Source organism: Enterobacter sp. JBIWA008 (genome assembly GCF_019968765.1).
Lineage (GTDB): Bacteria > Pseudomonadota > Gammaproteobacteria > Enterobacterales > Enterobacteriaceae > Enterobacter.
In genome coordinates this window covers 2,233,475-2,254,254 of sequence record NZ_CP074149.1, presented here as the reverse complement: position 1 = coordinate 2,254,254, position 20,780 = coordinate 2,233,475, and the positions used below count along the sequence as shown (strand labels likewise).

General features: G+C 54.2%; 22 protein-coding genes. 16 read left to right on the top strand and 6 right to left on the bottom strand.

Features of this window, described 5'->3' with window-relative positions; all coding sequences use genetic code 11:
- Window positions 1-278: 278 nt before the first annotated feature.
- On the top strand, window positions 279-629 hold the full coding sequence (locus KGP24_RS11035) for a helix-turn-helix domain-containing protein (RefSeq protein ID WP_061715355.1): 351 nt from the start codon (window positions 279-281) through the stop codon (window positions 627-629).
- On the opposite strand, the gene KGP24_RS11030 is transcribed toward KGP24_RS11035, so the two are convergent.
- Window positions 553-1,467 carry a LysR family transcriptional regulator gene (locus tag KGP24_RS11030; RefSeq protein WP_223563331.1) on the bottom strand — a complete coding sequence of 305 codons (915 nt, stop codon included), beginning with the start codon at window positions 1,465-1,467 and terminating at the stop codon, window positions 553-555. The genes KGP24_RS11035 and KGP24_RS11030 overlap by 77 nt on opposite strands.
- A gap of 100 nt (window positions 1,468-1,567) precedes the next feature.
- On the opposite strand from KGP24_RS11030, the gene KGP24_RS11025 reads away from it, so the two are divergent.
- The 6 genes from KGP24_RS11025 to KGP24_RS11000 all read left to right on the top strand — a co-directional run bounded on the left by KGP24_RS11025 (window position 1,568) and on the right by KGP24_RS11000 (window position 6,844).
- Window positions 1,568-2,548 (top strand): nitrilase family protein, encoded by a 981-nt coding sequence (locus KGP24_RS11025; RefSeq protein ID WP_223563330.1) that lies wholly within the window; start codon window positions 1,568-1,570, stop codon window positions 2,546-2,548.
- A 76-nt stretch (window positions 2,549-2,624) separates the two neighbouring features.
- Window positions 2,625-2,942 (top strand): YebG family protein, encoded by a 318-nt coding sequence (locus KGP24_RS11020; protein WP_223563329.1) that lies wholly within the window; start codon window positions 2,625-2,627, stop codon window positions 2,940-2,942.
- Between the two features lie 94 nt (window positions 2,943-3,036).
- Window positions 3,037-3,252 (top strand): DUF6500 family protein, encoded by a 216-nt coding sequence (locus tag KGP24_RS11015; protein ID WP_223563328.1) that lies wholly within the window; start codon window positions 3,037-3,039, stop codon window positions 3,250-3,252.
- Between the two features lie 563 nt (window positions 3,253-3,815).
- The gene (locus KGP24_RS11010) at window positions 3,816-5,333 is read left to right on the top strand and encodes an AAA family ATPase (RefSeq protein ID WP_223563327.1); all 1,518 of its coding nucleotides are present in this window, start codon (window positions 3,816-3,818) and stop codon (window positions 5,331-5,333) included.
- Complete coding sequence (locus tag KGP24_RS11005) at window positions 5,333-6,190, top strand: HNH endonuclease signature motif containing protein (protein WP_223563484.1); 858 nt, start codon at window positions 5,333-5,335, stop codon at window positions 6,188-6,190. The genes KGP24_RS11010 and KGP24_RS11005 overlap by 1 nt, the downstream gene beginning before the upstream one ends.
- 243 nt (window positions 6,191-6,433) lie before the next feature.
- Window positions 6,434-6,844, top strand: a complete 411-nt coding sequence (locus KGP24_RS11000; RefSeq protein ID WP_223563326.1) for an SgcJ/EcaC family oxidoreductase — start codon at window positions 6,434-6,436, stop codon at window positions 6,842-6,844.
- 46 nt (window positions 6,845-6,890) lie between these two features.
- On the opposite strand, the gene KGP24_RS10995 is transcribed toward KGP24_RS11000, so the two are convergent.
- Both KGP24_RS10995 and KGP24_RS10990 read right to left on the bottom strand, forming a co-directional pair.
- Window positions 6,891-7,346, bottom strand: a complete 456-nt coding sequence (locus KGP24_RS10995) for a hypothetical protein (RefSeq protein WP_223563325.1) — start codon at window positions 7,344-7,346, stop codon at window positions 6,891-6,893.
- A 332-nt stretch (window positions 7,347-7,678) separates the two neighbouring features.
- Window positions 7,679-8,563 carry a LysR family transcriptional regulator gene (locus KGP24_RS10990; RefSeq protein ID WP_223563324.1) on the bottom strand — a complete coding sequence of 295 codons (885 nt, stop codon included), beginning with the start codon at window positions 8,561-8,563 and terminating at the stop codon, window positions 7,679-7,681.
- 113 nt (window positions 8,564-8,676) lie between these two features.
- On the opposite strand from KGP24_RS10990, the gene KGP24_RS10985 reads away from it, so the two are divergent.
- From KGP24_RS10985 to clcB, 9 genes are all read left to right on the top strand, one after another.
- Window positions 8,677-9,804: an alpha/beta hydrolase gene (locus KGP24_RS10985; protein WP_223563323.1), complete on the top strand. Its 1,128-nt coding sequence runs from the start codon at window positions 8,677-8,679 to the stop codon at window positions 9,802-9,804.
- Window positions 9,805-9,853: 49 nt separating this feature from the next.
- Window positions 9,854-11,050 carry an MFS transporter gene (locus tag KGP24_RS10980; RefSeq protein ID WP_223563483.1) on the top strand — a complete coding sequence of 399 codons (1,197 nt, stop codon included), beginning with the start codon at window positions 9,854-9,856 and terminating at the stop codon, window positions 11,048-11,050.
- Between the two features lie 72 nt (window positions 11,051-11,122).
- On the top strand, window positions 11,123-11,746 hold the full coding sequence (locus KGP24_RS10975) for a glutathione S-transferase family protein (RefSeq protein WP_223563322.1): 624 nt from the start codon (window positions 11,123-11,125) through the stop codon (window positions 11,744-11,746).
- Between the two features lie 155 nt (window positions 11,747-11,901).
- On the top strand, window positions 11,902-12,639 hold the full coding sequence (locus KGP24_RS10970; RefSeq protein ID WP_223563482.1) for a YoaK family protein: 738 nt from the start codon (window positions 11,902-11,904) through the stop codon (window positions 12,637-12,639).
- A 276-nt stretch (window positions 12,640-12,915) separates the two neighbouring features.
- The gene (osmY, locus tag KGP24_RS10965; protein ID WP_223563321.1) at window positions 12,916-13,626 is read left to right on the top strand and encodes an osmoprotectant ABC transporter permease OsmY; all 711 of its coding nucleotides are present in this window, start codon (window positions 12,916-12,918) and stop codon (window positions 13,624-13,626) included.
- Window positions 13,627-13,644: 18 nt separating this feature from the next.
- Complete coding sequence (osmX, locus tag KGP24_RS10960) at window positions 13,645-14,544, top strand: osmoprotectant ABC transporter substrate-binding protein OsmX (RefSeq protein WP_223563320.1); 900 nt, start codon at window positions 13,645-13,647, stop codon at window positions 14,542-14,544.
- 8 nt (window positions 14,545-14,552) lie between these two features.
- Window positions 14,553-15,200, top strand: coding sequence for an osmoprotectant ABC transporter permease OsmW (gene osmW / locus KGP24_RS10955; RefSeq protein ID WP_223563319.1), 648 nt, complete (start codon window positions 14,553-14,555; stop codon window positions 15,198-15,200).
- The gene (gene osmV / locus KGP24_RS10950) at window positions 15,200-16,348 is read left to right on the top strand and encodes an osmoprotectant ABC transporter ATP-binding protein OsmV (protein WP_223563318.1); all 1,149 of its coding nucleotides are present in this window, start codon (window positions 15,200-15,202) and stop codon (window positions 16,346-16,348) included. The genes osmW and osmV overlap by 1 nt, the downstream gene beginning before the upstream one ends.
- A gap of 102 nt (window positions 16,349-16,450) precedes the next feature.
- Window positions 16,451-17,761: a voltage-gated ClC-type chloride channel ClcB gene (gene clcB, locus KGP24_RS10945; protein ID WP_223563317.1), complete on the top strand. Its 1,311-nt coding sequence runs from the start codon at window positions 16,451-16,453 to the stop codon at window positions 17,759-17,761.
- Here clcB and bioD read toward each other — a convergent pair.
- The 3 genes from bioD to KGP24_RS10930 form a co-directional block, all read right to left on the bottom strand.
- Window positions 17,696-18,391, bottom strand: coding sequence for a dethiobiotin synthase (gene bioD / locus KGP24_RS10940; RefSeq protein ID WP_023311511.1), 696 nt, complete (start codon window positions 18,389-18,391; stop codon window positions 17,696-17,698). The two genes, clcB and bioD, sit on opposite strands and share 66 nt — an antisense overlap.
- A 130-nt stretch (window positions 18,392-18,521) precedes the next feature.
- Complete coding sequence (gene mlc, locus KGP24_RS10935) at window positions 18,522-19,742, bottom strand: sugar metabolism global transcriptional regulator Mlc (RefSeq protein ID WP_194399087.1); 1,221 nt, start codon at window positions 19,740-19,742, stop codon at window positions 18,522-18,524.
- 94 nt (window positions 19,743-19,836) lie between these two features.
- The gene (locus KGP24_RS10930; protein ID WP_223563316.1) at window positions 19,837-20,769 is read right to left on the bottom strand and encodes a LysR family transcriptional regulator; all 933 of its coding nucleotides are present in this window, start codon (window positions 20,767-20,769) and stop codon (window positions 19,837-19,839) included.
- Window positions 20,770-20,780: the final 11 nt, after the last annotated feature.

Below are 20,780 nucleotides of genomic sequence, written 5' to 3'. Positions count from 1 at the left end.
TTCCTTTGTCCGGTGGCTGTCTTAAGGCCATTTGTGTCGTTCATCGCCACAAAACTGTAACAGTTGCGAATACACTATTCGCGGCGATTGTAGGAAGGCGCTTAACTAAGTGCAAGAATAATTGTTGCACTTTATGTGCTATTTGAGCGGATGTGAAAAGACCCGTTTCGGCCAGGGATTTAAATGCAACAATAAAACTTGCAATTAATACAAAAACGCGCCACCTTTAAATGCAACAGATAAAGATACTTTTATACAGGCAGCGTGGGAGTAATCAGATGAACACTGGCGCATTTATGCATGATTTACTCGACTGGATCGACAACAACCTGGATAGCCGTCTGGATATTGAGTCCGTCGCCAGGCGATCCGGCTACTCAAAATGGCACCTCCAGCGCCTGTTCAAAGAGCATACGGGCTATCCCCTCGCCGGGTATATTCGCGCGCAAAAGCTGCAAAAATCGGTTGAGCGCTTAACCCGCAGCGATGAACCGATTCTTAACGTGGCGATCGCGCTGGGCTTTGACTCCCAGCAGTCCTTCAACCGCAGCTTTAAGCGTCAGTACGGTCAGGCGCCTGGGGCATGGCGGCGGAGCATGGGTGGCCCGGAAACGCAGCAGCTACGCTAGCAATGAAATTGTCACGGATGACATCCTCCCTGCCTGCGTCCCAGGCGATGCCCACCTTCCAGCTGATTGACTCCCCCGTTAGCGGAATAATCGCCAGCTCCGGCGGCGCGATATGCGTCACGCTGGTTGGCAGAATGGCCACACCGATACCCGCAACCACCATCGCGACGATAGTTTGGATATCGTCAGTCAGCTGAGTCGATGTGATGAAAAGGCCGTTGTCATGCAGGAAGCGGTCAATCTGCGCGTTTAATCCCCGTCCCCGCTCATCATACAGCCGCAACAGAGGGCGTTTCGTGAGCCACTCTCCGACAGACATCGTCGGCGACTCAGCGGGTGCAACCAGGACCAGCCGATCGGTAAATAACGGCAGGTATTCAAGCGCCACGGGGGGAGGAACCCTGACAAAACCGACCTGCAGCTCATCGTTTTGCAATCGCTCGTACTGCTGGAAGGAAGGCAGATCGGTCAATGACATTTCTACTTCCGGGTAGTCCCGACGAAAGTCAGCGATACAGCGTGGCGCCAGATAAAAGCTTGAAAGTCCGAACCCGACGGCGATATGCCCTTCAACTCCTTTCGATACCCGATCAGCATGCTGCATAAATTGCCGGGTCTGCCTGACCACCTTCTCAGCCTCTGGCAGCAAACGCCTGCCGCTGGCGGTCAGTATTGCGCCGTGACGACCTCGTGAAAAAAGAGACATCTTCACCAGGGATTCGAGGAGATTAATCTGTTTGGTCAATGCCGGCTGCGAGATAAACAGCGCCCGCGCCGCATCGGCATAATTTCCTTTTTCCGCCAGCATCAAAAAGGCCTTTAGCAACCGGGTGTTCATTTTTGCATTCCAGATGGTTATCAAATTCGGAAATGATTTGATTATACAGTTATCGGCAATCGTTATGTAATTCAGTCTCGATGACAACCGGAGACGCAACATGAACGAACTGACATCCTTAAAGGCGGCAACCGTACAGTTTCAGCATCAGGCCAGTAACAAAAAATACAATCTACTGATAATGGAGAAATTTATTGAACGGGCGGCGCTTGAGCAGGTGAACATTCTCACTTTCCCTGAAATGTGTATCACCGGCTACTGGCATGTCCCCAAGCTCACCGCCGCGGAGGTGTCTGCGCTGGCAGAGCCGATTGCGGACAGCCCTTCCCTGACGCTCATTCGTTCCCTGGCGATAAAACACCAAATGCTTATTGGTGCCGGTCTTATTGAACGCGCCGACGATGGCCGCCTCTACAATGCCTATGTTGCCTGTATGCCGGACGGCTCAATGCATACGCATCGTAAACTCCATGCTTTCGAACATTCGGCCATCAGCAGCGGGGACAGCTTTACGATTTTTGATACGCCGTGGGGCGTGAAGGTCGGTATCCTGATTTGCTGGGACAATAATCTGGTCGAAAATGTGCGCGCGACGGCGCTGCTGGGTGCCGATATTCTTCTCGCGCCGCATCAAACAGGCGGTACCGATTCCCGCAGCCCTCACGGGATGAAGCCGATTCCGCTGGCGCTCTGGGAGGAGCGGGAAACGCGTAAGGAAGAAATTACCGCGGCTTTCAAAGGGCCAGGCGGTCGGGAATGGCTCATGCGCTGGCTGCCTGCCCGCGCGCATGACAACGGCTTATTTCTTCTCTTCAGCAACGGCGTCGGTGCCGATGATGACGAAGTGCGCACGGGCAATGCCATGATCCTCGACCCCTATGGCAGGATCGTGAATGAAACCTGGGCGGCCGAAGATGCGATGGTGAGCGCTGAACTCGATTTAAGCCTGCTTGCTATGAGCACAGGACGCCGCTGGATCCACGGTCGCCGTCCTGATTTATACCAGATACTGACGCAGCCCCAGGGCTATGAACGTGATGCGATTACTGCGAGATTTTCGAATGAGCCCCCTGCTCGTTAAAATGTGAGCAATTTTTAGCTGCAACATTAATCCGGAACTGTTATACTGTATATAATTACAGTATGAGGTGCGCATAATGGCTGTTGAAACAAAATTTGTTGTCGTAAGAAAAGGTGAAGAGAAAATGACATTTGCCAGTAAGAAAGAGGCTGACGCTCACGACAAGCTGCTCGATATGGCAGACGCGTTCACCGACTGGCTGTTGCAAAGCGGAATGCAGATGGATGAAACGCAGGCTGAAAATCTTGGCCTGTATCTCGCCGAGCAGAAAGAGACCGTGCAGCATATTCTGCGTACCAGCAAGCTTCCCGATCTCAACGCTCCAGCTGCAGCGGATAAAACTGAATCCGACGCAGTTGACACGAAAAAAATCAGGGCTGTGAAAGCGGCCTGATTGTCAGAAAAACCATCACCGCTCCTGGAGCCGTAAGCAGCCATCTGCTTGCGGCTTTTTTTAGCCCGAACATTAAAAGACTAAAGGAAATGACGTGCGGCAAGGAATGAAGGAAAAAATCATCAGGATCTGTGATTCAAAAATTGCCTCTAAGGGAAGCGATGTTGGGCTTTCGTTTTATGCTTTTTTTGCTAATAAAAATGACGATCCTGAACTGCTTATGGAAGTGGCGCACTGGTGGATTATGGAGATGAAGCTGGACCATTTTGAAAAGGCTGAAAAGATCAGAGATCTCGTCTCAGCCCTGTAACACGCTAAAGCGGGATGGCCTGTAACACGGGATTTCGTCTCTCTGGCCGTCGCATAACTCCTCTGAGAGCCGTCTGCTAATCGTCGCTGCGCACGTCACGGCTGTGTGCATAGAGGCGACGTATACCGTCCTGCTCTCATCAGCAAAACCAGGAACGGAATACCCATCCTGAATAACAGGACGCTCTCCTGTTGAGTACTGGATCAGAGCAGCCGACTCTGCACCCGTGAGACAGCTTCTTACCGCGCGTTGTGCTGCCTCCGCTGTTTCCCTGACGTTGCCGCTTGCCGGGTAATTTTGTTACTGGTGCGGTCCGCTTTGTGCCAGAAGCTGCCTTTGCTAGAATCTTATTATGTCAAAAGTCCAACTGCGTATCATATGTAAATTATTTCAACTAATAATTAGAACTCCTGACGATACTTCCTTTAATTAGTAGCGTAACCGCAAAAAGAATTTTTGAGTTTTCTTGTATATTTAAGTTTCTCGCAGAATATATTTATACATCTGTTATTGTTTTTGATATAATTAGGTGAGTCTAAACAAAAAAGGTTTTCGGAAATTATATGGAAATCATTATTGTACCCCGAGAGCAACGTATTCCTGCCGTAGGCATTAGTACGGCTTACCTGCATGTGGATCGTTGGAATGACTTTTCGTTCATTACAATGTTTTACATGTATCTGTTTGATCAGAAAGGTGAACGGCATGATATTGGGAATGTCAAGATTGGCTTTCAAGGACAAACTACTGAAAAATCAACTTACTCCACGTTAGGGCGCAGGTTTAGAATTCTCCCAGAAGGATATTTTTCCGTTGGTCAGGATGTCGACTATTATCAGAAAATTTCGAATTTAACAGAATCCGTCAAAGTTTCATTACTTGAGGCGCTCAAAGATATAGCTTATGCGCCAGAACTTATAGATCTTGTTAAGGATGAGGAGGTCTTTAAAACGTCTTTGCTTCGGTATGTTAGTTTGTCTGTTATTAAAGGGCAGTTTGCGCGAGTGCTTGAGGGAAAGAATCCACTGACTAATTTTGAGTTTAAGTTCATTCGCCCTACACAAGACAAAATTTCCGATATCGAATTATCATTTAAGGTGAAAGTAGGAGAAAAACCAAGCACCAATATTCACGCGATCATAGGTCGTAATGGTGTGGGGAAAACGACAATTCTAAACGGAATGATTGAAGCTGTTACCAGTAAAGGTACGTCGAATGCAAAATTTTATGATCTGGAGGGGTGGAGTAATGATCCGATTGATAATGATTACTTTAGTAGTTTAGTCTCTGTGTCATTTAGCGCATTCGATCCATTCGAGCCACCAAGTGAACAGCCTGATCCATCAAAGGGAACTTGCTACTTCTATATAGGTTTGAAAAAAAAAGGAGAGTCGTTGAAAGGACTAAATGATATTCATGAAGACTTTCTACAAGCTTTGACGCTATGCTTTAGCCAGATTCCTAAGCGTGAAAGATGGCTGCAGGCTATTGATACTTTGGAGTCTGATGAAAACTTTGCAAACATGGAGCTGAAAAATCTAGCCGGATATAATGGTGAGATGCTCGTTAGTAATGCACGGAAACGTATAAAAAGAATGAGCTCCGGTCATGCGGTTGTGTTATTAACACTTACACGTTTAGTCGCAACGGTGGAAGAAAAAACGTTAGTGCTAATTGATGAACCAGAGAGCCATCTTCATCCACCGTTGCTGTCTGCTTTTATTCGTACGCTGTCTGATTTGCTACTTGATAGAAATGGTGTTTCTATTATTGCAACTCACTCACCTGTGGTACTTCAAGAGGTTCCTAAACGATGTGTTTGGAAAATCAATCGTTCAAGATTGTCTACCGAATCTCGCAGGCCAGACATTGAAACATTTGGTGAGAATGTAGGAATCTTAACAAGAGAGGTATTTGGTCTTGAAGTAGTTAAATCCGGTTTTCACGATTTATTAGTCCAATCAGTTAAGTCAGGTGGAACATATGAGGATATAGTCGATGAGTATCGTAACCAGCTTGGTGTTGAAGCCCGAGCTCTATTGAAAGCGCTTGTCACACATAGAGATCGGAGTATTAAGTGATGTTGAAACTTAAACAACCTGCTTATACATATGCCGATATGCTGACTAGCTGCCGCGAAGGCATAACTGGTAATCCGGGCTTGTTGCTGAAAGTGAATGAAGCAATAACTGATTTGCAAACATTGGCAGCTTCATACAACGCATCGGCATTAACTGGTGAGCTTTATACAATACAACCACTGCAAAACAAAGATGAGGAAGACCCTATTGTTGTAGGTCGGTTAAAGAAATCTGACTTTGTTAAGCTTTATGGAAATTATGTTGTTGGGAAGAAAAAGCCTGCTCGAGCTATTTATGATGCCCTGATGACTGCTGCTAATGAAAAATGCCCATTCTGTGGTGGGATTGGGCGCCCTCGAAATTTAGATCATTACTTGCCTAAAGCTCACTATCCTCAGTTTTCTATATTGCCTGTTAATCTTGTGCCAGCTTGTCGAGATTGTAATATGGATGGTAAAGGGGAAGCTTTTGCAAGAAATGAAGCAGAACAGATAATACATCCCTATTTAGACGACAGCCGTTATTATGATGAACAGTGGATATCGGCTAGATACTTGGTTGGCAAAAATGATGAGCCTGGAGTTATTGAATATTTTGTTTCTCCACCTGCTGATTGGGATAATGCACATAAACAAAGAGTGGAAAAACATTTTAACGATTTTGATTTATCTTTAAGATACTCGAAAGAAGCTGGTGCGAGGTTAGTTGTGCTTTTAGCTCTATATAACTCAGTACTACCAATCTCCGTAGATAAAAATGCTGCTAAAGACCTTATATTCCAAACAATAATCAATAATTCGCCTTTTGTGAATCACTGGGAACGGATTATGTGTTTGGCTCTAATGTCAGACTTGTAGTAATGCTTGGAATTTTTATTTCTGTTCTTATTGATCTGCTCTCCATTGATTAACACGCCGTAATGTGAGTAATGCAACTATTTGGCCGGGAGATTAACCGCGAAGTTCTGCTTTTCGCTCTTAGCAAACCTAACGTTACCCCTCAACTTCCCCCCTACGCCCCCCGCCACAAAACCTGGTAGCTATACAAACACGCCAGGCTGTAACGTTAATACGTGTTTACCCCTTAACGAGGAATCGCGCATGACCCCACATCCGCTACGCCAGATCATTGAATCCTGCGACCACGCCATCACCACCAAAAACTATGACGCCCTGATGGAGTATTACGCGGAAGATGCGGCTCTGGTGGTCAAGCCGGGCATGACGGTTAAAGGCAAAGAAAACATCCGCAGCGCGTTTATTGCTATCTCTGATTATTTTCAGGATCAGCTGCTCGTCGAACAAGGGGAGATGCAGGTAATCGAAGGTGGCGGCAATGCCCTTGTTATTATGGAAACCGTTCTGCGTTTTCCTGATGGTCAGGGTGGGATAACGGAAATGTCGCGCCGCGCAACCTATGTTTTTCGGCAGGAAAGCGACGGTCGCTGGCTTTGTACCATCGACAACTCCTACGGTACGTCGCTTCTGGATCCCGGGAACTCATCACGTTAATTACACGGTTTCAAAGGGGCGCTACCGCCCCTCCACGCCAGCGCCCTTAATGCGCCGTAATGCGCGGCTCCTTCACAAACTCAGCCAGCAGCCACACCATATCGTGCAGCAGGCCCGTCAGGTCTTTCGCTACCTGAGCGGGCAGCGTTCCACCCATAACCGCTTGCGTCAGCGCCACCACATAGTCCACCTGAGTCAGGGTATCCTGCCAGCAGTCCGGTACGCAGGAGTTCATTTTCTCACCCATGATCAATTGCGCGATCAGGTCAGGCGGAAGATCGACATCGCAGAGTTCTCTTAGCTTACGCAGGGCGTGCAGCAGACGCTCGCACAGCGCAGTAAACATCTTCGCATCCTCGATTTCGACCAGCACGCTCACCAGTGCGGCGCAGTTGTCGGCGACGACGAACAGATCGGCATCAGCCGGAAGCGGCCGGGAGATAAGTTGCAGAATGACGCTTTCGTCAGACGGGAGATAATTCAGGGTTGGAATAGTAGCCATACAAGGCATCCTTCTATATGCAATTCATTTAACCAGCCAATGAGTTCCTACGCTCGGGGGGTAGCGCTGACAGAGGTAGGAATACCGCCCATATAGAAAAACGGCCAGCCTAACGGCTGCTCCGCCAGCGCCACCGCAATTGTAGCGGGATCGGCGCTGCCGCGACATTCGAAATGTCACTATATGGTGGATGCGGGTTCCTACGCCCGATTGCGGATATTCCGCAACGCAGGCACTTTACGACCCCGATCGGTTGAAGAAAAGACATAACCCCGAATTTCGCACGGTTAATTTGCGGTTTGCGAGGCGCCTTCCAGAATAACAACGCTGCCCTAAATTTTAAGCGTATCTATCACCGCTCTAAGCGCAGGCGACACGTTACGGTGCGGATAATAGAGGTACAGCCCGTCCATGCGCAGGCTATAGCGCTGCAACACCCGGATAAGCGTTCCGCGCTCCAGATCGTCAGCCACCAGCTCCACCGGGACATAGGCCAGCCCCAGCCCCTGCCGGGCGGCTTCGGCTTCCATATAGCTGTCAGACAACGCCCATTGTCCCTCTGGCCGATGAGTGATTTTTTTCCCGTCCTGCACCAGCTCCCACTGATAGTCACTACCGTCGACAAACTGGTAGGCAATGCAGGGGTGCGCCACTAAATCCGCAGGCGTCTGGGGAAAACCGTAGCGTCTGAAGTGTTCCGGGGCAGCCACTGCGGCCATTTCCATATCAGGCGTGATACGCACCGCAATCATTCCCTGCCCCACTTCCGGCCCCAGTCTGACACCCGCGTCGAAACGCTCGGCGATAATGTCGACGAAGCGGCTTTCATTTATCAGTTCCAGTCGGATATCCGGGTAACGCTGTTTAAAAATGGCGAGCTTTGGCAGCAGACATTTGTCGATCGCGTGCTGGCTGGCATTAATGCGCACCGTGCCGGACGGCGTCTGACGATAGTGTGCCAGCGTCGCCAGGCCCGTATCGAGCGTATCGAACGCGGACTCGGCGGTCTGGTAAAGCTGTTCGCCCGCGTGGGTTAGCGACAGCTTACGCGTGGTGCGGACCAGAAGCTGAACACCCAACCGCTCTTCCAGCTCGCGAACCGAGCGGCTGATCCCGGATTGCGCCAGACCAAGCCGAAGCGCGGCCGCCGTGAAGCTCCCCTCCCGTACCACCTGCATGAACAGGTACAGCTCATTATAGTTTTCCCGCTTCGCCATCACGCCCCCGATTTATAACAATATGATATGAATCCTAGCAGTTTTCGGCCTCTAATCAGCACTATTTCTGCTAACTATAATGACCGCAACACAACAACCCAGGGTCCATTTTCATGAAAACATTCACCCAAAAAATGTCCGTTGCGATGCTGCTTTGTGCATCATTAAGTGGAGTGACGACAATGAGTTATGCAGAAACCACCAACCCAAACGCACCGGTTTCGATGGTGAGCACATGGGATAAAACCTTCGCCGAAAGTAATAAAGTCGATCACCGTAAGGTGTCCTTCCAGAACCGGTACGGGATCACCCTGGTAGGCGATCTGTATCTTCCCAATAATCGCGGCGACCGCAAGCTGGCGGCGATTGCGGTCAGTGGGCCGTTTGGCGCGGTCAAAGAACAGTCCAGCGGCCTGTACGCGCAGACCCTGGCGGAAAATGGGTTTGTGACCCTGGCGTTCGATCCGTCCTATACGGGCGAAAGCGGCGGCCAGCCGCGCAACGTCGCGTCTCCGGATATCAACACCGAAGACTTTAGCGCGGCGGTGGATTTCCTGGGGTTACAGAAAGAGGTGGATCGTAACCGCATCGGTATTCTCGGCATCTGCGGCTGGGGCGGTATGGCGCTGAATGCGGCCTCCATGGACACCCGCGTGAAGGCGGTCGCCACCAGCGTGATGTACGACATGAGCCGGGCGATGGGCCACGGCGTGGGCGACGGGAAAGATCGCTATTCAACGTCTGACCGCCGCGCCGTTCTGCAGTATCTGAACGAACAGCGCTGGAAAGATGCTGAGAACGGTACCTTCGCGCACGGCGGCCATGACATTTATGTCGATGAGAACGGCAAGGTGACGGCGGCTGAACGTATTCTGCCAGAGGCGCTGCCAGCAGACCCGAACCCGGTACTGAAGGAGTTCTATGACTACTACCGCATGCCGCGCGGCTTCCACGCACGTTCCGTCAACTCCACCGGCGCATGGACCGCGACAATGCCGCTGTCATTTATGAATATGCCGCTGCTGAGCTATGCCGGGGAAATTACTATCCCGACGCTTATCGTAACCGGTGAAAAGGCGCACTCCCGCTACTTTGCAGAAGATGCGTTTAAGGCGGTCGGCAGCAAGCGAAAGGAACTGGTGATTGTTCCGGGCGCAAACCATGTCGATCTCTACGACAATGCTGCCGGGAAGATCCCGTTCGGCCAGTTTGAACAGTTCTTCAAAACCAGCCTGAAATAAACCTCTCCGCCGTCCGCGTTTGGCGGGCGGCGCTTCGTGAAAGATGACTATGTCCACCCTGAACTCTACCACCTTACAGAATGAGGAACGCGCGCACTGGGGCGGTATTTTTGCCATGACCCTGTGCGTATTCGTCCTGATTGCCTCGGAATTTATGCCCGTCAGCCTGCTTACCCCTCTTGCCAGAGATTTGGGCGTTACGGAGGGGCTCGCTGGCCAGGGGATCGCGATTTCCGGCGCGCTGGCGGTTCTGACCAGCCTCTTCCTTTCCCGGCTTGCCGGGAATATGAACCGCAAACACCTTCTGCTGGGCATGACGCTCCTGATGGCGCTCTCGGGGATGATTATCGCTTTCGCCCCAAACTATCTGTTTTACATGACTGGCCGCGCGCTGATCGGTATCGCTATAGGCGGGTTCTGGTCCATGTCTGCCGCAACGGCCATTCGCCTGGTTCCGCAGCATCAGGTATCTCGCGCGCTGGCGATTTTCAACGGGGGAAACGCGCTGGCGACGGTAGTCGCCGCCCCGCTCGGAAGTTATCTTGGCGCCACCATTGGCTGGCGCGGCGCCTTCCTGTGCCTGGTTCCCGTGGCGATAGTGGCGTTCCTCTGGCAACGTTTTAGCCTGCCCGATATGAACGGCAATAAAAATACGGCGTCACGCGCATCCGTCTTTCGGCTATTCCGCCAGCCAGTGGTTTTCATTGGTCTGCTGGCCTGCGGCCTGTTCTTTATGGGACAGTTTGCCCTGTTTACCTATGTGCGACCGTTTCTCGAAGCCGTCACGCAGGTCACCCCCTCCGGCTTGTCGCTGATTTTACTCACCATCGGCGTCGCGGGTTTTGTTGGTACACTGCTCGTTGCTCTGACCCTGAACGCCGCGTTTTATCTGACGTTAATCGCCATACCCCTGCTGATGGCCGTCATTGCAGGCGCGTTGATACTGACCGGTCACAGCGTGTGGATCGTTGCCCTGCTGTTAGGCTTCTGGGGGATGCTGGCGACGGCAGCACCCGCGGGATGGTGGACATGGATTGCGCGAACGCTGCCGGAAGATGCTGAAGCCGGTGGCGGGTTAATGGTCGCCGTGATCCAGCTCGCCATTGCGCTCGGTTCAACTGCCGGTGGCTTGGTATTCGACCATCTCGGCTGGCAGAGCACGTTTTTATTAAGCGGAATATTGCTCCTGGGCGCGGCGGTGTTGACGCTTCTGCTTTCGCGTCTTCACAAATCTCTCGCCGGATGATTAGTTGACGCTTTTCTTCACCGCTGGTGTATTGTTTTTAAACGATTCATCACTCTGAAGAGAAGCGGCGACATGATTAACATCCTCGGCAAAACCACCTCCATAAACGTGCGTAAAGTGCTCTGGACCTGCGAAGAAGCGGGCCTCGAGTATCAACAGGAAGATTACGGCAGCGGTTTTGCCTCTACTGAAACGGATGCGTTTCGTGCCCTGAACCCCAACGCCATGGTGCCGGTGCTCATTGATGGCGATTTCGTGCTGTGGGAGTCCAACGCCATCTGCCGTTATCTGGCGCGCAAGGCCGGGCGTCACGATCTGCTGCCTGCCGCACCGCAGGCCTGCGCCAACGTCGAGCGCTGGATGGACTGGCAGGCGACCGAATTCAATAACGCCTGGCGCTATGTCTTCCCGGCGCTGGGGCGTAAAAACCCGGACTTTAACGACCCTGAGCGCATTGCGGCGGGAATAAAAGAGTGGAATCACTGCATCACCATTCTGGAAAACCAGCTGCAGCGCACCGGGGCCTTTGCGGCGGGTGAGGCTTTTACCCTTGCGGATATCGTGCTTGGGCTGTCGGTGAATCGCTGGAAGATGACGCCGTTTGATAAGCCCGACGTGCCCGCGATTGAGGCCTGGTTTGAACGTCTTAACCAGCGCCCGGCGTTTTTGCGTCACGGAAATAACGGCATGATGTAAAGTCTTCACGCCCCTGTCTTGAGCAAGGATATTTTATTTAATTACTTAACCCTGAAATTCGCCTGAGGGAATAATAATTAAGCTATATCCTGGACAGCCTGTTGCACCGCTTTGCTAGCCTGACTATTCAGGCAAAGCTCAACCCGGAGGTATTCTTGCTGATTAGACTCAAGAAAGAACGAACGCATAAGGAGGATCGCCGGCTTGCTCTCTGGCTGGCGACCTCGGCAGGTTTGCTGAATGCCATCGCCCTCGGTGCATTTGGTTTTTTCCCCTCACACATGACCGGCAACACCTCACAATTATCCAGCGAAGTTTCTTCCACCGACCTGAGCGATATTATTTTTTTCGGCTCGATCATTCTCTCCTTTGTCGCAGGCGCCATTCTTGCGCGCACGCTCGTGATATGGGGCATTATTCATAACGTCAGGCTGATTTTTTGCCAGATTCTGTTTATCGAGGGGATATTACTGACCGGCATCTCCTTCTACGAGATGTATTTTCATGCCCTTACCAGCAACAGCGCGATTATTCTTTTTCTCTGCTTTCTGATGGGAATTCATAATTCCACCTCCACGCAGCTTTCCGGCGGGCGGGTGAGATCGACGCACATTACCGGCACGCTGACGGACGCGGGGATCTCCCTGGCCTCCGTAATGGTGGCAATGCTTCGCAGGGATTACTCCAAAGATACGGCGGCGCAAAAAAGTCAGCTGAAAACCCACTTAACCACCCTTTTCTCGTTTATTACGGGCGGTATCGCGGGGCTGCTGCTGTTCAGGTGGATCGGGTTTAACGCCATGCTGGCGCTCGGGTTGATGCTTGCCGTGGTCGCTATCGTTTCAATTATCACCGTCTCGACGCGGGTTCGACGGGTTCGCTCCTCTCTGTGAAGATAATGACGCCAGTTCAGTGCCAGGACTTTTTAAATGTGACAACGTCACATTTAAAAAGTCGCTTTAGGACTATTCTGCCTGCCCCTCAATCAGCCCTTACGCCATAAGGCTTAACCTGAGGTTGTCACTGTTTTCATAGGGTTACTGATTTTACCCCTTCGCTGGAACCCTTCCCAAACGCTTGCTATAGGTGAAATACCCCTGCCGAAACATGGCATAACAACAGGCAACCGGTGGTTGCAATAACGCATGCGCACAGGGAGACACACCGCAATGCACCTATTACTCAAACGTTCGCTGCTGTTTGTCGGCGCCATTATCGTGGTCCTCGTCCTCCTCGCCTGGGGGATCGGGCTGGAGACCATCAGAGCGCGTCAGGTTGACCTGATCTATCTCGGGCAACAGCACATGATTCTGGTTTTCTCATCGATGTTTTTTGCCCTGCTGGTGGGTATTCCAGCCGGTATTCTGCTGAGCCGCCCGGCCGCGCGGGGTATCGCCGAATATGTGATGCAAATCTTCAACGTCGGCAACACGCTGCCGCCGCTGGCCGTTCTGGCGCTGGCGATGGTGGTGATTGGTATTGGCGATACGCCCGCCATTATCGCCCTGTTCCTCGCCTCGCTGCTGCCGATCGTGCGCAATACCTATGCCGGGCTGTGCTCCGTCCCGCCATCGTTGCTGGAAGCGGCAAACGGCATTGGGATGACCAAATGGCAGCGCCTGCGTCAGGTTGAGCTTCCCGCTGCCTGGCCGGTCATGCTCTCGGGGATCCGCATCGCCACCGCCATTAACGTCGGTACCGCGCCGCTGGCGTTCCTGATTGGGGCCAGCAGCTACGGCGAGCTGATTTTCCCCGGCATTTACCTGAACGATTTCCCGACCCTGATCCTCGGCGCGGCGGCCACCGCCCTGTTCGCCCTGATCCTCGATACCCTGCTGGCTGCGCTGGGTCGCGTGATGAGTCCCCATCTCGCTCGATAACAATAACAAGGAGCTTTTATGAGACTGTTTTCCGGCCTGACGGCGCTGTGTGCCGCGGCGCTGTTCACCAGCCAGGCGATGGCGGCCCCGCTGATTCTGGCGACCAAGAGCTTTACCGAGCAGCATATTCTCTCGGCGATGACCGTGCAGTACCTGCAAAAGAAAGGTTTTCAGGTCCAGCCGCAAACCAACATTGCCACGGTGATCTCCCGCAACGCGATGATCAACAAGCAGATTGATATGACCTGGGAGTATACAGGCACGTCGCTGATCATCTTTAACCACATCAACAAGCGCATGTCGCCGCAGGAGTCTTACGAGACGGTGAAACGCCTGGACGCGAAGCACGGTCTGGTCTGGCTCAAGCCCGCAGACATGAACAACACCTACGCTTTCGCCATGCAGCGCAAGCGCGCCGAGGCGGAACATATCAACACCATGTCAGAGATGGTGGCGAAGATTGAGCAGATCCGTAAAACCAACCCGGACAAAAACTGGCTGCTGGGCCTGGACCTGGAGTTTGTCGGGCGCAGCGACGGCATGAAGCCGCTTCAGGCAGCCTACAAGATGGATCTGGACCGTCCGCAAATCCGTCAGATGGACCCCGGTCTGGTCTATAACGCGGTGCGCGACGGCTTTGTTGACGCCGGTCTGATTTACACCACCGACGGGCGCGTGAAAGGCTTCGACCTCAAGGTGCTGGAAGACGATAAAGGCTTCTTCCCGAGCTACGCGGTGACGCCGGTGGTGCGTAAAGACACCCTGGAGGCTAACCCCGGTCTGGAAGAGGCGCTCAACACCCTCTCTGCCCAGCTCAACAACGACGTTATCACCGAGCTGAACAAGAAGGTGGATATCGACCATCAGTCACCGCAGCAGGTCGCCCGCGATTTCCTGCGTAGCAAACAGCTGCTGTAGGAGGCGCAATGGAGACGATTCACTACATTCTGGACAACTGGGATTACATCTTAACCCTGACGCTGCAGCATCTGTGGCTGGTGGCGCTGGCCGTAGGGTTAGCCATCATCATCGGCGTACCGCTGGGCATTCTGATTGTCCGCCACAAGTGGCTGGCAACGCCGGTGCTGGGGATAGCCACCATCGTGCTGACCATTCCGTCCATCGCCCTGTTTGGCCTGATGATCCCGCTGTTTTCGCTGATCGGTCAGGGTATCGGTGCCCTGCCCGCGATCGCGGCGGTGTTTCTCTACTCGCTGCTGCCGATTGTGCGTAACACCCATACGGCGCTAGACAGCCTGCCGCCGGGCCTGCGCGAAGCCGGACGAGGCATCGGCATGACCTTCTGGCAGAGGCTGCGCTGGGTCGAGATCCCGATGGCGCTGCCGGTGATTTTCGGCGGGATCCGCACCGCCGTGGTGATGAATATCGGCGTAATGGCGATTGCCGCCGTGATCGGCGCGGGCGGTCTGGGCCTGCTGCTGCTCAACGGCATCGGCGGAAGCGATATTCGCATGCTGATTGCGGGTGCGCTGATGATTTGTCTTTTAGCGATTGTGCTCGACTGGCTGCTGCACCGTCTGCAGGTGGTTTTGACTCCAAAGGGGATTCGATAATGATAAAACTGGAAAACCTCACCAAACAATTTTCACAGAAGCACGGCCAGACCTTTAAGGCCGTCGATAACGTCAACCTGAACGTGCCCGAGGGAGAAATGTGCGTCCTGCTCGGCCCATCCGGCTGCGGGAAGACCACCACCCTGAAGATGATTAACCGTCTCATTACGCCCAGCAGCGGGACGATCCTGATTAACGGCGAAGATACCAGCGGGATGGATACCGTCACCCTGCGCCGCAACATTGGCTACGTGATCCAGCAGATTGGCCTGTTCCCGAACATGACTATCGAAGAGAACATCACCGTCGTGCCGCGCATGCTGGGCTGGGATAAAGCGCGCTGCAAAACCCGCGCCGAAGAGCTGATGGATATGGTGGCGATGGATCCCCATAAGTTCCTCAACCGCTACCCGCGCGAAATGTCCGGCGGCCAGCAGCAGCGTATCGGCGTAATCCGCGCCCTTGCGGCGGATCCTCCGGTACTGCTGATGGATGAACCCTTCGGCGCGGTGGACCCGATCAACCGCGAGGTGATCCAGAACCAGTTCCTCGAGATGCAGCGCAAGCTGAAAAAGACCGTCATGCTGGTCAGCCACGATATCGATGAGGCCCTGAAGCTTGGCGACCGTATTGCGGTGTTCCGTCAGGGGAGAATCGTGCAGTGCGCCAGCCCGGATGAACTGCTGGCGAAACCGGCGAATGAGTTTGTCGGCTCGTTTGTCGGTCAGGACCGCACCCTGAAGCGCCTGCTGCTGGTGTCGGCAGGCGACGTCACCGACCAGCAGCCGACCATTACGGTGCGGGGCTCTACTCCGCTTCCCGAGGCCTTTGCGACCATGGATGATAACGATATTCGCGCGATCACCGTGGTTGACGAGCACGGCAAGCCGCTGGGCTTTGTGAAGCGTCGCGAAGCGCGTAACGCCAGCGGGACCTGCGCCGACATTCTGCATCCGTTCCGCATGACTGGAAAAGCAGAAGATAACCTGCGCGTGGTGCTGTCACGCCTTTATGAGAGCAACACCAGCTGGATGCCGATTGTGGATGAGGATGGTCGATACAACGGCGAGATTTCGCAGGACTATATTGCCGAGTACCTGAGCTCCGGGCGTACGCGTCGGGCGCTGAATATTCATAGCGACGGCTAACCTTTCAGGCCGGGCATCGCCCGGCTTTTTCGCACGCAGACCTTTTGCTAACCCCGCGACTTCCCGCCACAATATCGTATCGTCCCCGTTAAAACGCGACTCATGGAACGTCTTCATTCTTACCCCGACATCCGCGCGATGTTTCGTCGACTACTGATTGCCACCGTCACCGGCGTGCTGGCAGCGATGGCCGTTGCGGTGTTCCGCCACAGCATGTACCTGCTGGAGTGGCTGCTTCTCAGCAACGACAGCGGCAGCCTGGTGAATGCCGCCGCGTCGCTCTCGCCCTGGCGACGCGCGCTGACGCCTGCGTTGGGTGGGCTGGCTGCCGGGCTGCTGCTCTGGGGATGGCAGCGCCTGACCGCGCAGCGGCCTCACGCGCCAACCGATTATATGGAAGCACTGGAGACCGATGACGGCCAGCTTGACTACGGCGCCAGCCTTGTGAAATCCCTTGCGTCGCTGCTGGTCGTTGCCAGCGGAAGCGCCATCGGGCGTGAAGGTGCGATGATCCTGCTTGCCGCGCTCGCCGCCTCCTTTTTCGCCCGGCGCTTTACGCCCAAATCCGAATGGAAATTATGGATAGCCTGTGGTGCCGCGGCCGGGATGGCCAGCGCCTACCATGCACCCTTAGCCGGAAGCCTGTTCATCGCTGAGATTCTGTTTGGCACGCTGATGCTGGCCTCGCTCGGCCCCGTGGTTATCGCGGCGGTGGTGGCGCTTCTCACCACGCAGCTCCTGGCACCCGGTGCCGGCACGCTCTATGAGGTCCATCTGAGCGGCATCCTCACCGCGGCCGATTATGGCCTGCTGGTCGCGATGGGGCTGGTGGCGGGTCTCTGCGGACCGCTGCTGATGTGGCTGATGGACTTCAGCCACGGACTTTTCCTGCGCCTCAAGCTTTCGCCGCCGTGGCAATTAGCGCTGGGCGGTGCGATCGTCGGAGTGCTGTCTCTCCTCACGCCGAAGGTGTGGGGGAATGGCTACAGCGTGGTTCAGGCTTTTCTGCTCGCGCCGCCGCTGTTGTCGGTGATTGCCGGGGTGTTCATCTGTAAGCTGCTGGCGGTACTGGCAAGCAGCGGATCGGGCGCGCCGGGCGGGGTGTTTACGCCCACGCTGTTTGTCGGTATGGCAACAGGAATGCTGTTCGCGCAGCTTTTCGCGCTGTGGCTGCCGGGTTCTGAGACGCTGATTTTGCTGGGGCTGGCGGGGATGGCAACGCTACTTGCCGCGACCACGCATGCGCCCATTATGTCGGCGCTGATGGTCTGTGAAATGACCGGGCAGTATTTTTTACTGCCCGGCCTGCTGGTCGCCTGCGTGGTGGCGTCCGTGCTGTCGCGGACGTTACGCCACGACTCGATCTACGGTCAACACGCCACCGAGGGCAGAGAGATCGATGTACTGCGCTAGCTCACGCTGCTCTGCGCGCGGCAGATAAGGCAGTTCACCCACCAGCGGCCCGGGCAGTTTTTTGCTCAGCACGTCAATGATCTCCGCGTAGTGCGCCAGGCCCGGGTTGATGCGGTTTGCCACCCAGCCAATCAGCGGCAGGCCGTCATTGGCTATCGCCTGCGCCGTCAGCAGCGCGTGGTTGATGCACCCTTCCTGGATACCTACCACCATTACCACCGGAAGCTGTTCCTGCACGACCCATTCGGACAGCGGACGCAAATCATTCATCAGGCTGCGCCAGCCGCCCGTCCCTTCCACCACCACGTGGTCCACCTTCTCGCTCAGGTTCGCCAGACCGTCGGACAGCAGGGGATAATTAATCAGGCCACTGTGCGCTACGCTGCTCTCCTCTTCGCTTAACGCAATGGGATTGACCGCGTGATAAGGCAGTTCCAGTGACGAGACGCTTTGCAGCACCAGGGCGTCTTTATTACGCAATCCCTCTGGCGTCTCTTTACTGCCTTTTGCGACCGGTTTGTACCCTGCCACGCGTTTACCGCTTGCTGCCAGCGCCTGTAGCAATGCGCGGGATACGACGGTCTTGCCGACAGAGGTATCTGTACCAGTAACAAAGAAACGCTTAAGCATGACTCACTTCACCTCTTGGGTATGCTTCGAAAATATAAACCAGCTAAATAATTCAGAGGAGGAAGTCTACGGGATGCATGCGCTACCCGGCTTGAGATAGCGCAATTTTTCTTACATCTGCGGAAAAGAGTTAACCCTGCAACAGCCGGATCAACAGCGAGCCGTTATACATGGCATCTTTGACCAGCGCCGCGCCTGCCATCGTACCCTGGTTGGAAAACTGGGTGCTTTCTACCGCAATATTTTTGCTGTAGGCGGGAAGCGACTGCTGGTGGATACAGGCCGAGATCGCCGGGAAGAGGATCTCCGCCGCCTGACTCAGCGGTGAGCCAATGAGGATTTTTTGTGGGTTGAAGAGGTTCACCATAATGGCCAGAATGCGGCCAACGTTATTCCCCACGCCGGTAATAATGTCCTTCGCCAGCAGATCGCCCTGGCGCGCGGCGGCGCAGAGGGAATCCACCGTCAGGGGTTGTCCGTGCAGCGAGGAGCTCATGGACTGGCTGAGCCGTACCTGCGCCAGCTCCAGCACGCTTTCCACGCTGGCAATGGTCTCCAGACAGCCGTGGTTTCCGCAGTAACAGCGCTTACCGTACGGGTCGACCTGGGTGTGGCCAATTTCCACCAGGCTACTGCTACCGGCGTGAAGAAGACGCCCGTCGGTAATCACGCCCGCTCCGACGTTATGGTCGATAACGACCTGGATCACATCCCGCGCACCGCGGGAAGCGCCAAACAGCGCTTCCGCCATCGTCCAGGCGCTGATGTCATGCTGAATATAAACCGGCACGCCGGTATGATTTTTCAGCACCTCGCCCAGCGGCATCTCTTTGACATCGTCGTAAAACGGCATGCGGTGAACAATACCGTTTTCGGTATCAATAATCCCCGGCATGGTGATGGCAATCGCCGTTAAGCGTTCAAGCCGCTGCTGATGGCGAATAAAGAAGCGATCGATGTGTGAGACAATCGCGTCGAGGAGCGGTTCCTCCGCGTTGAGCGGCAGTTCAAGGCGGTCTTCCACCACCAGCTTGCTGCTCAGGTCGCGCAGCGCAAGGAAAATCTCCCCCCGGCTGATGCGCATTGACAGGTAGTGCCATGCTTCCGTTTCAACCACCAGCCCGACTGCCGGACGGCCACGGCTGCCCGGCTCCTGAATTTCCGTCTCCTGAACCAGGTGCGCTTCCAGCATCTCGCGAACAATCTTGGTGATACTGGCAGGTGCCAGCTGTGCCAGGCGCGAAAGATCGATACGCGAAACCGGACCAAGCTGATCAATCAGGCGATACACCGCGCCAGCGTTGGTCTGCTTAATCTGATCGATATGCCCTGGCTGACTATCAGCAACCACCTCGTACTCCCTTATTTTCGAGCTTCGAAATAAACTGTTTGCTATGGTGAAGCACTTCCATATCCGTCGTCAAATATTTACTTAGCCATGTGATTTACCGCACATTTTTGCCCCCTTTTCCGTGGAAATGCCGCCCGGCAGAGGCGCTAATTAGCTGCTGTTTGAAGCGCTGCGCGGCATGGCCCTGTTCCCGGTGTTTTGACCAGACCAGCCACATTTCGGAGACAGCATCCTCTTCGGCGATGCTCACCCAGCGCATTTCGCGCAGTTGTACCCGCTTAAAGGAGGCCGGAAGAATAGACACGCCAAGCCCGGCCGCGACCAGGCCGATAATGGTCATTGCCTCCCCGACTTCCTGGGTGATGACCGGGGCAAGATCGTAGCAGCGCATCAGCCCCAGGATATCGTCATACAGACCCGTCCCGACCTGTGGATCAAAAAAGACAAACGGCTCTTTTGCCAGCTCTGCCAGCGAGACCGCCGGACGCGACGCCAGCGGGTGATCGTGCGGGATCATGGCCATCAGCGGCTCGCGCAGGATCACCTCCCACGCCAGCGTGTCCGGCAGCTGGGTGTTACGCATCAGCCCCAGATCCAGCGAACCTTCATTCAGCGGCGCAATCTGCTCGCGGGTGTTGATTTCGCGCGTCTGAATGTGAACATCCGGAAAGTGACGACGGAATGACGACAGGGTTTCCGAGACGGCGCTGATAAACGGCGCGGACGAGGTAAACCCGATGCGCAATTCTCCGGCTTCCCCGAGATAGAGCCGTTCTGCCCGTGCGGCGGCGTCATCGACCATGCTCAGAATTTGTCGACTGTCGATCAGAAACTGCTTACCCGCCGCCGTCAGGCTCACGCTGCGGTTGGTGCGGGCCAGAAGGCGCGCCCCGACCTGCTGTTCCAGGATCTGAATCTGCTGGCTTAACGGTGGCTGAGAGATATTCAGCCGCGCCGCCGCGCGGCCAAAATGCAGCTCCTCGGCGACGGCGACAAAATAGCGAAGATGACGCAGCTCAATATTCATATTTTTAAAGT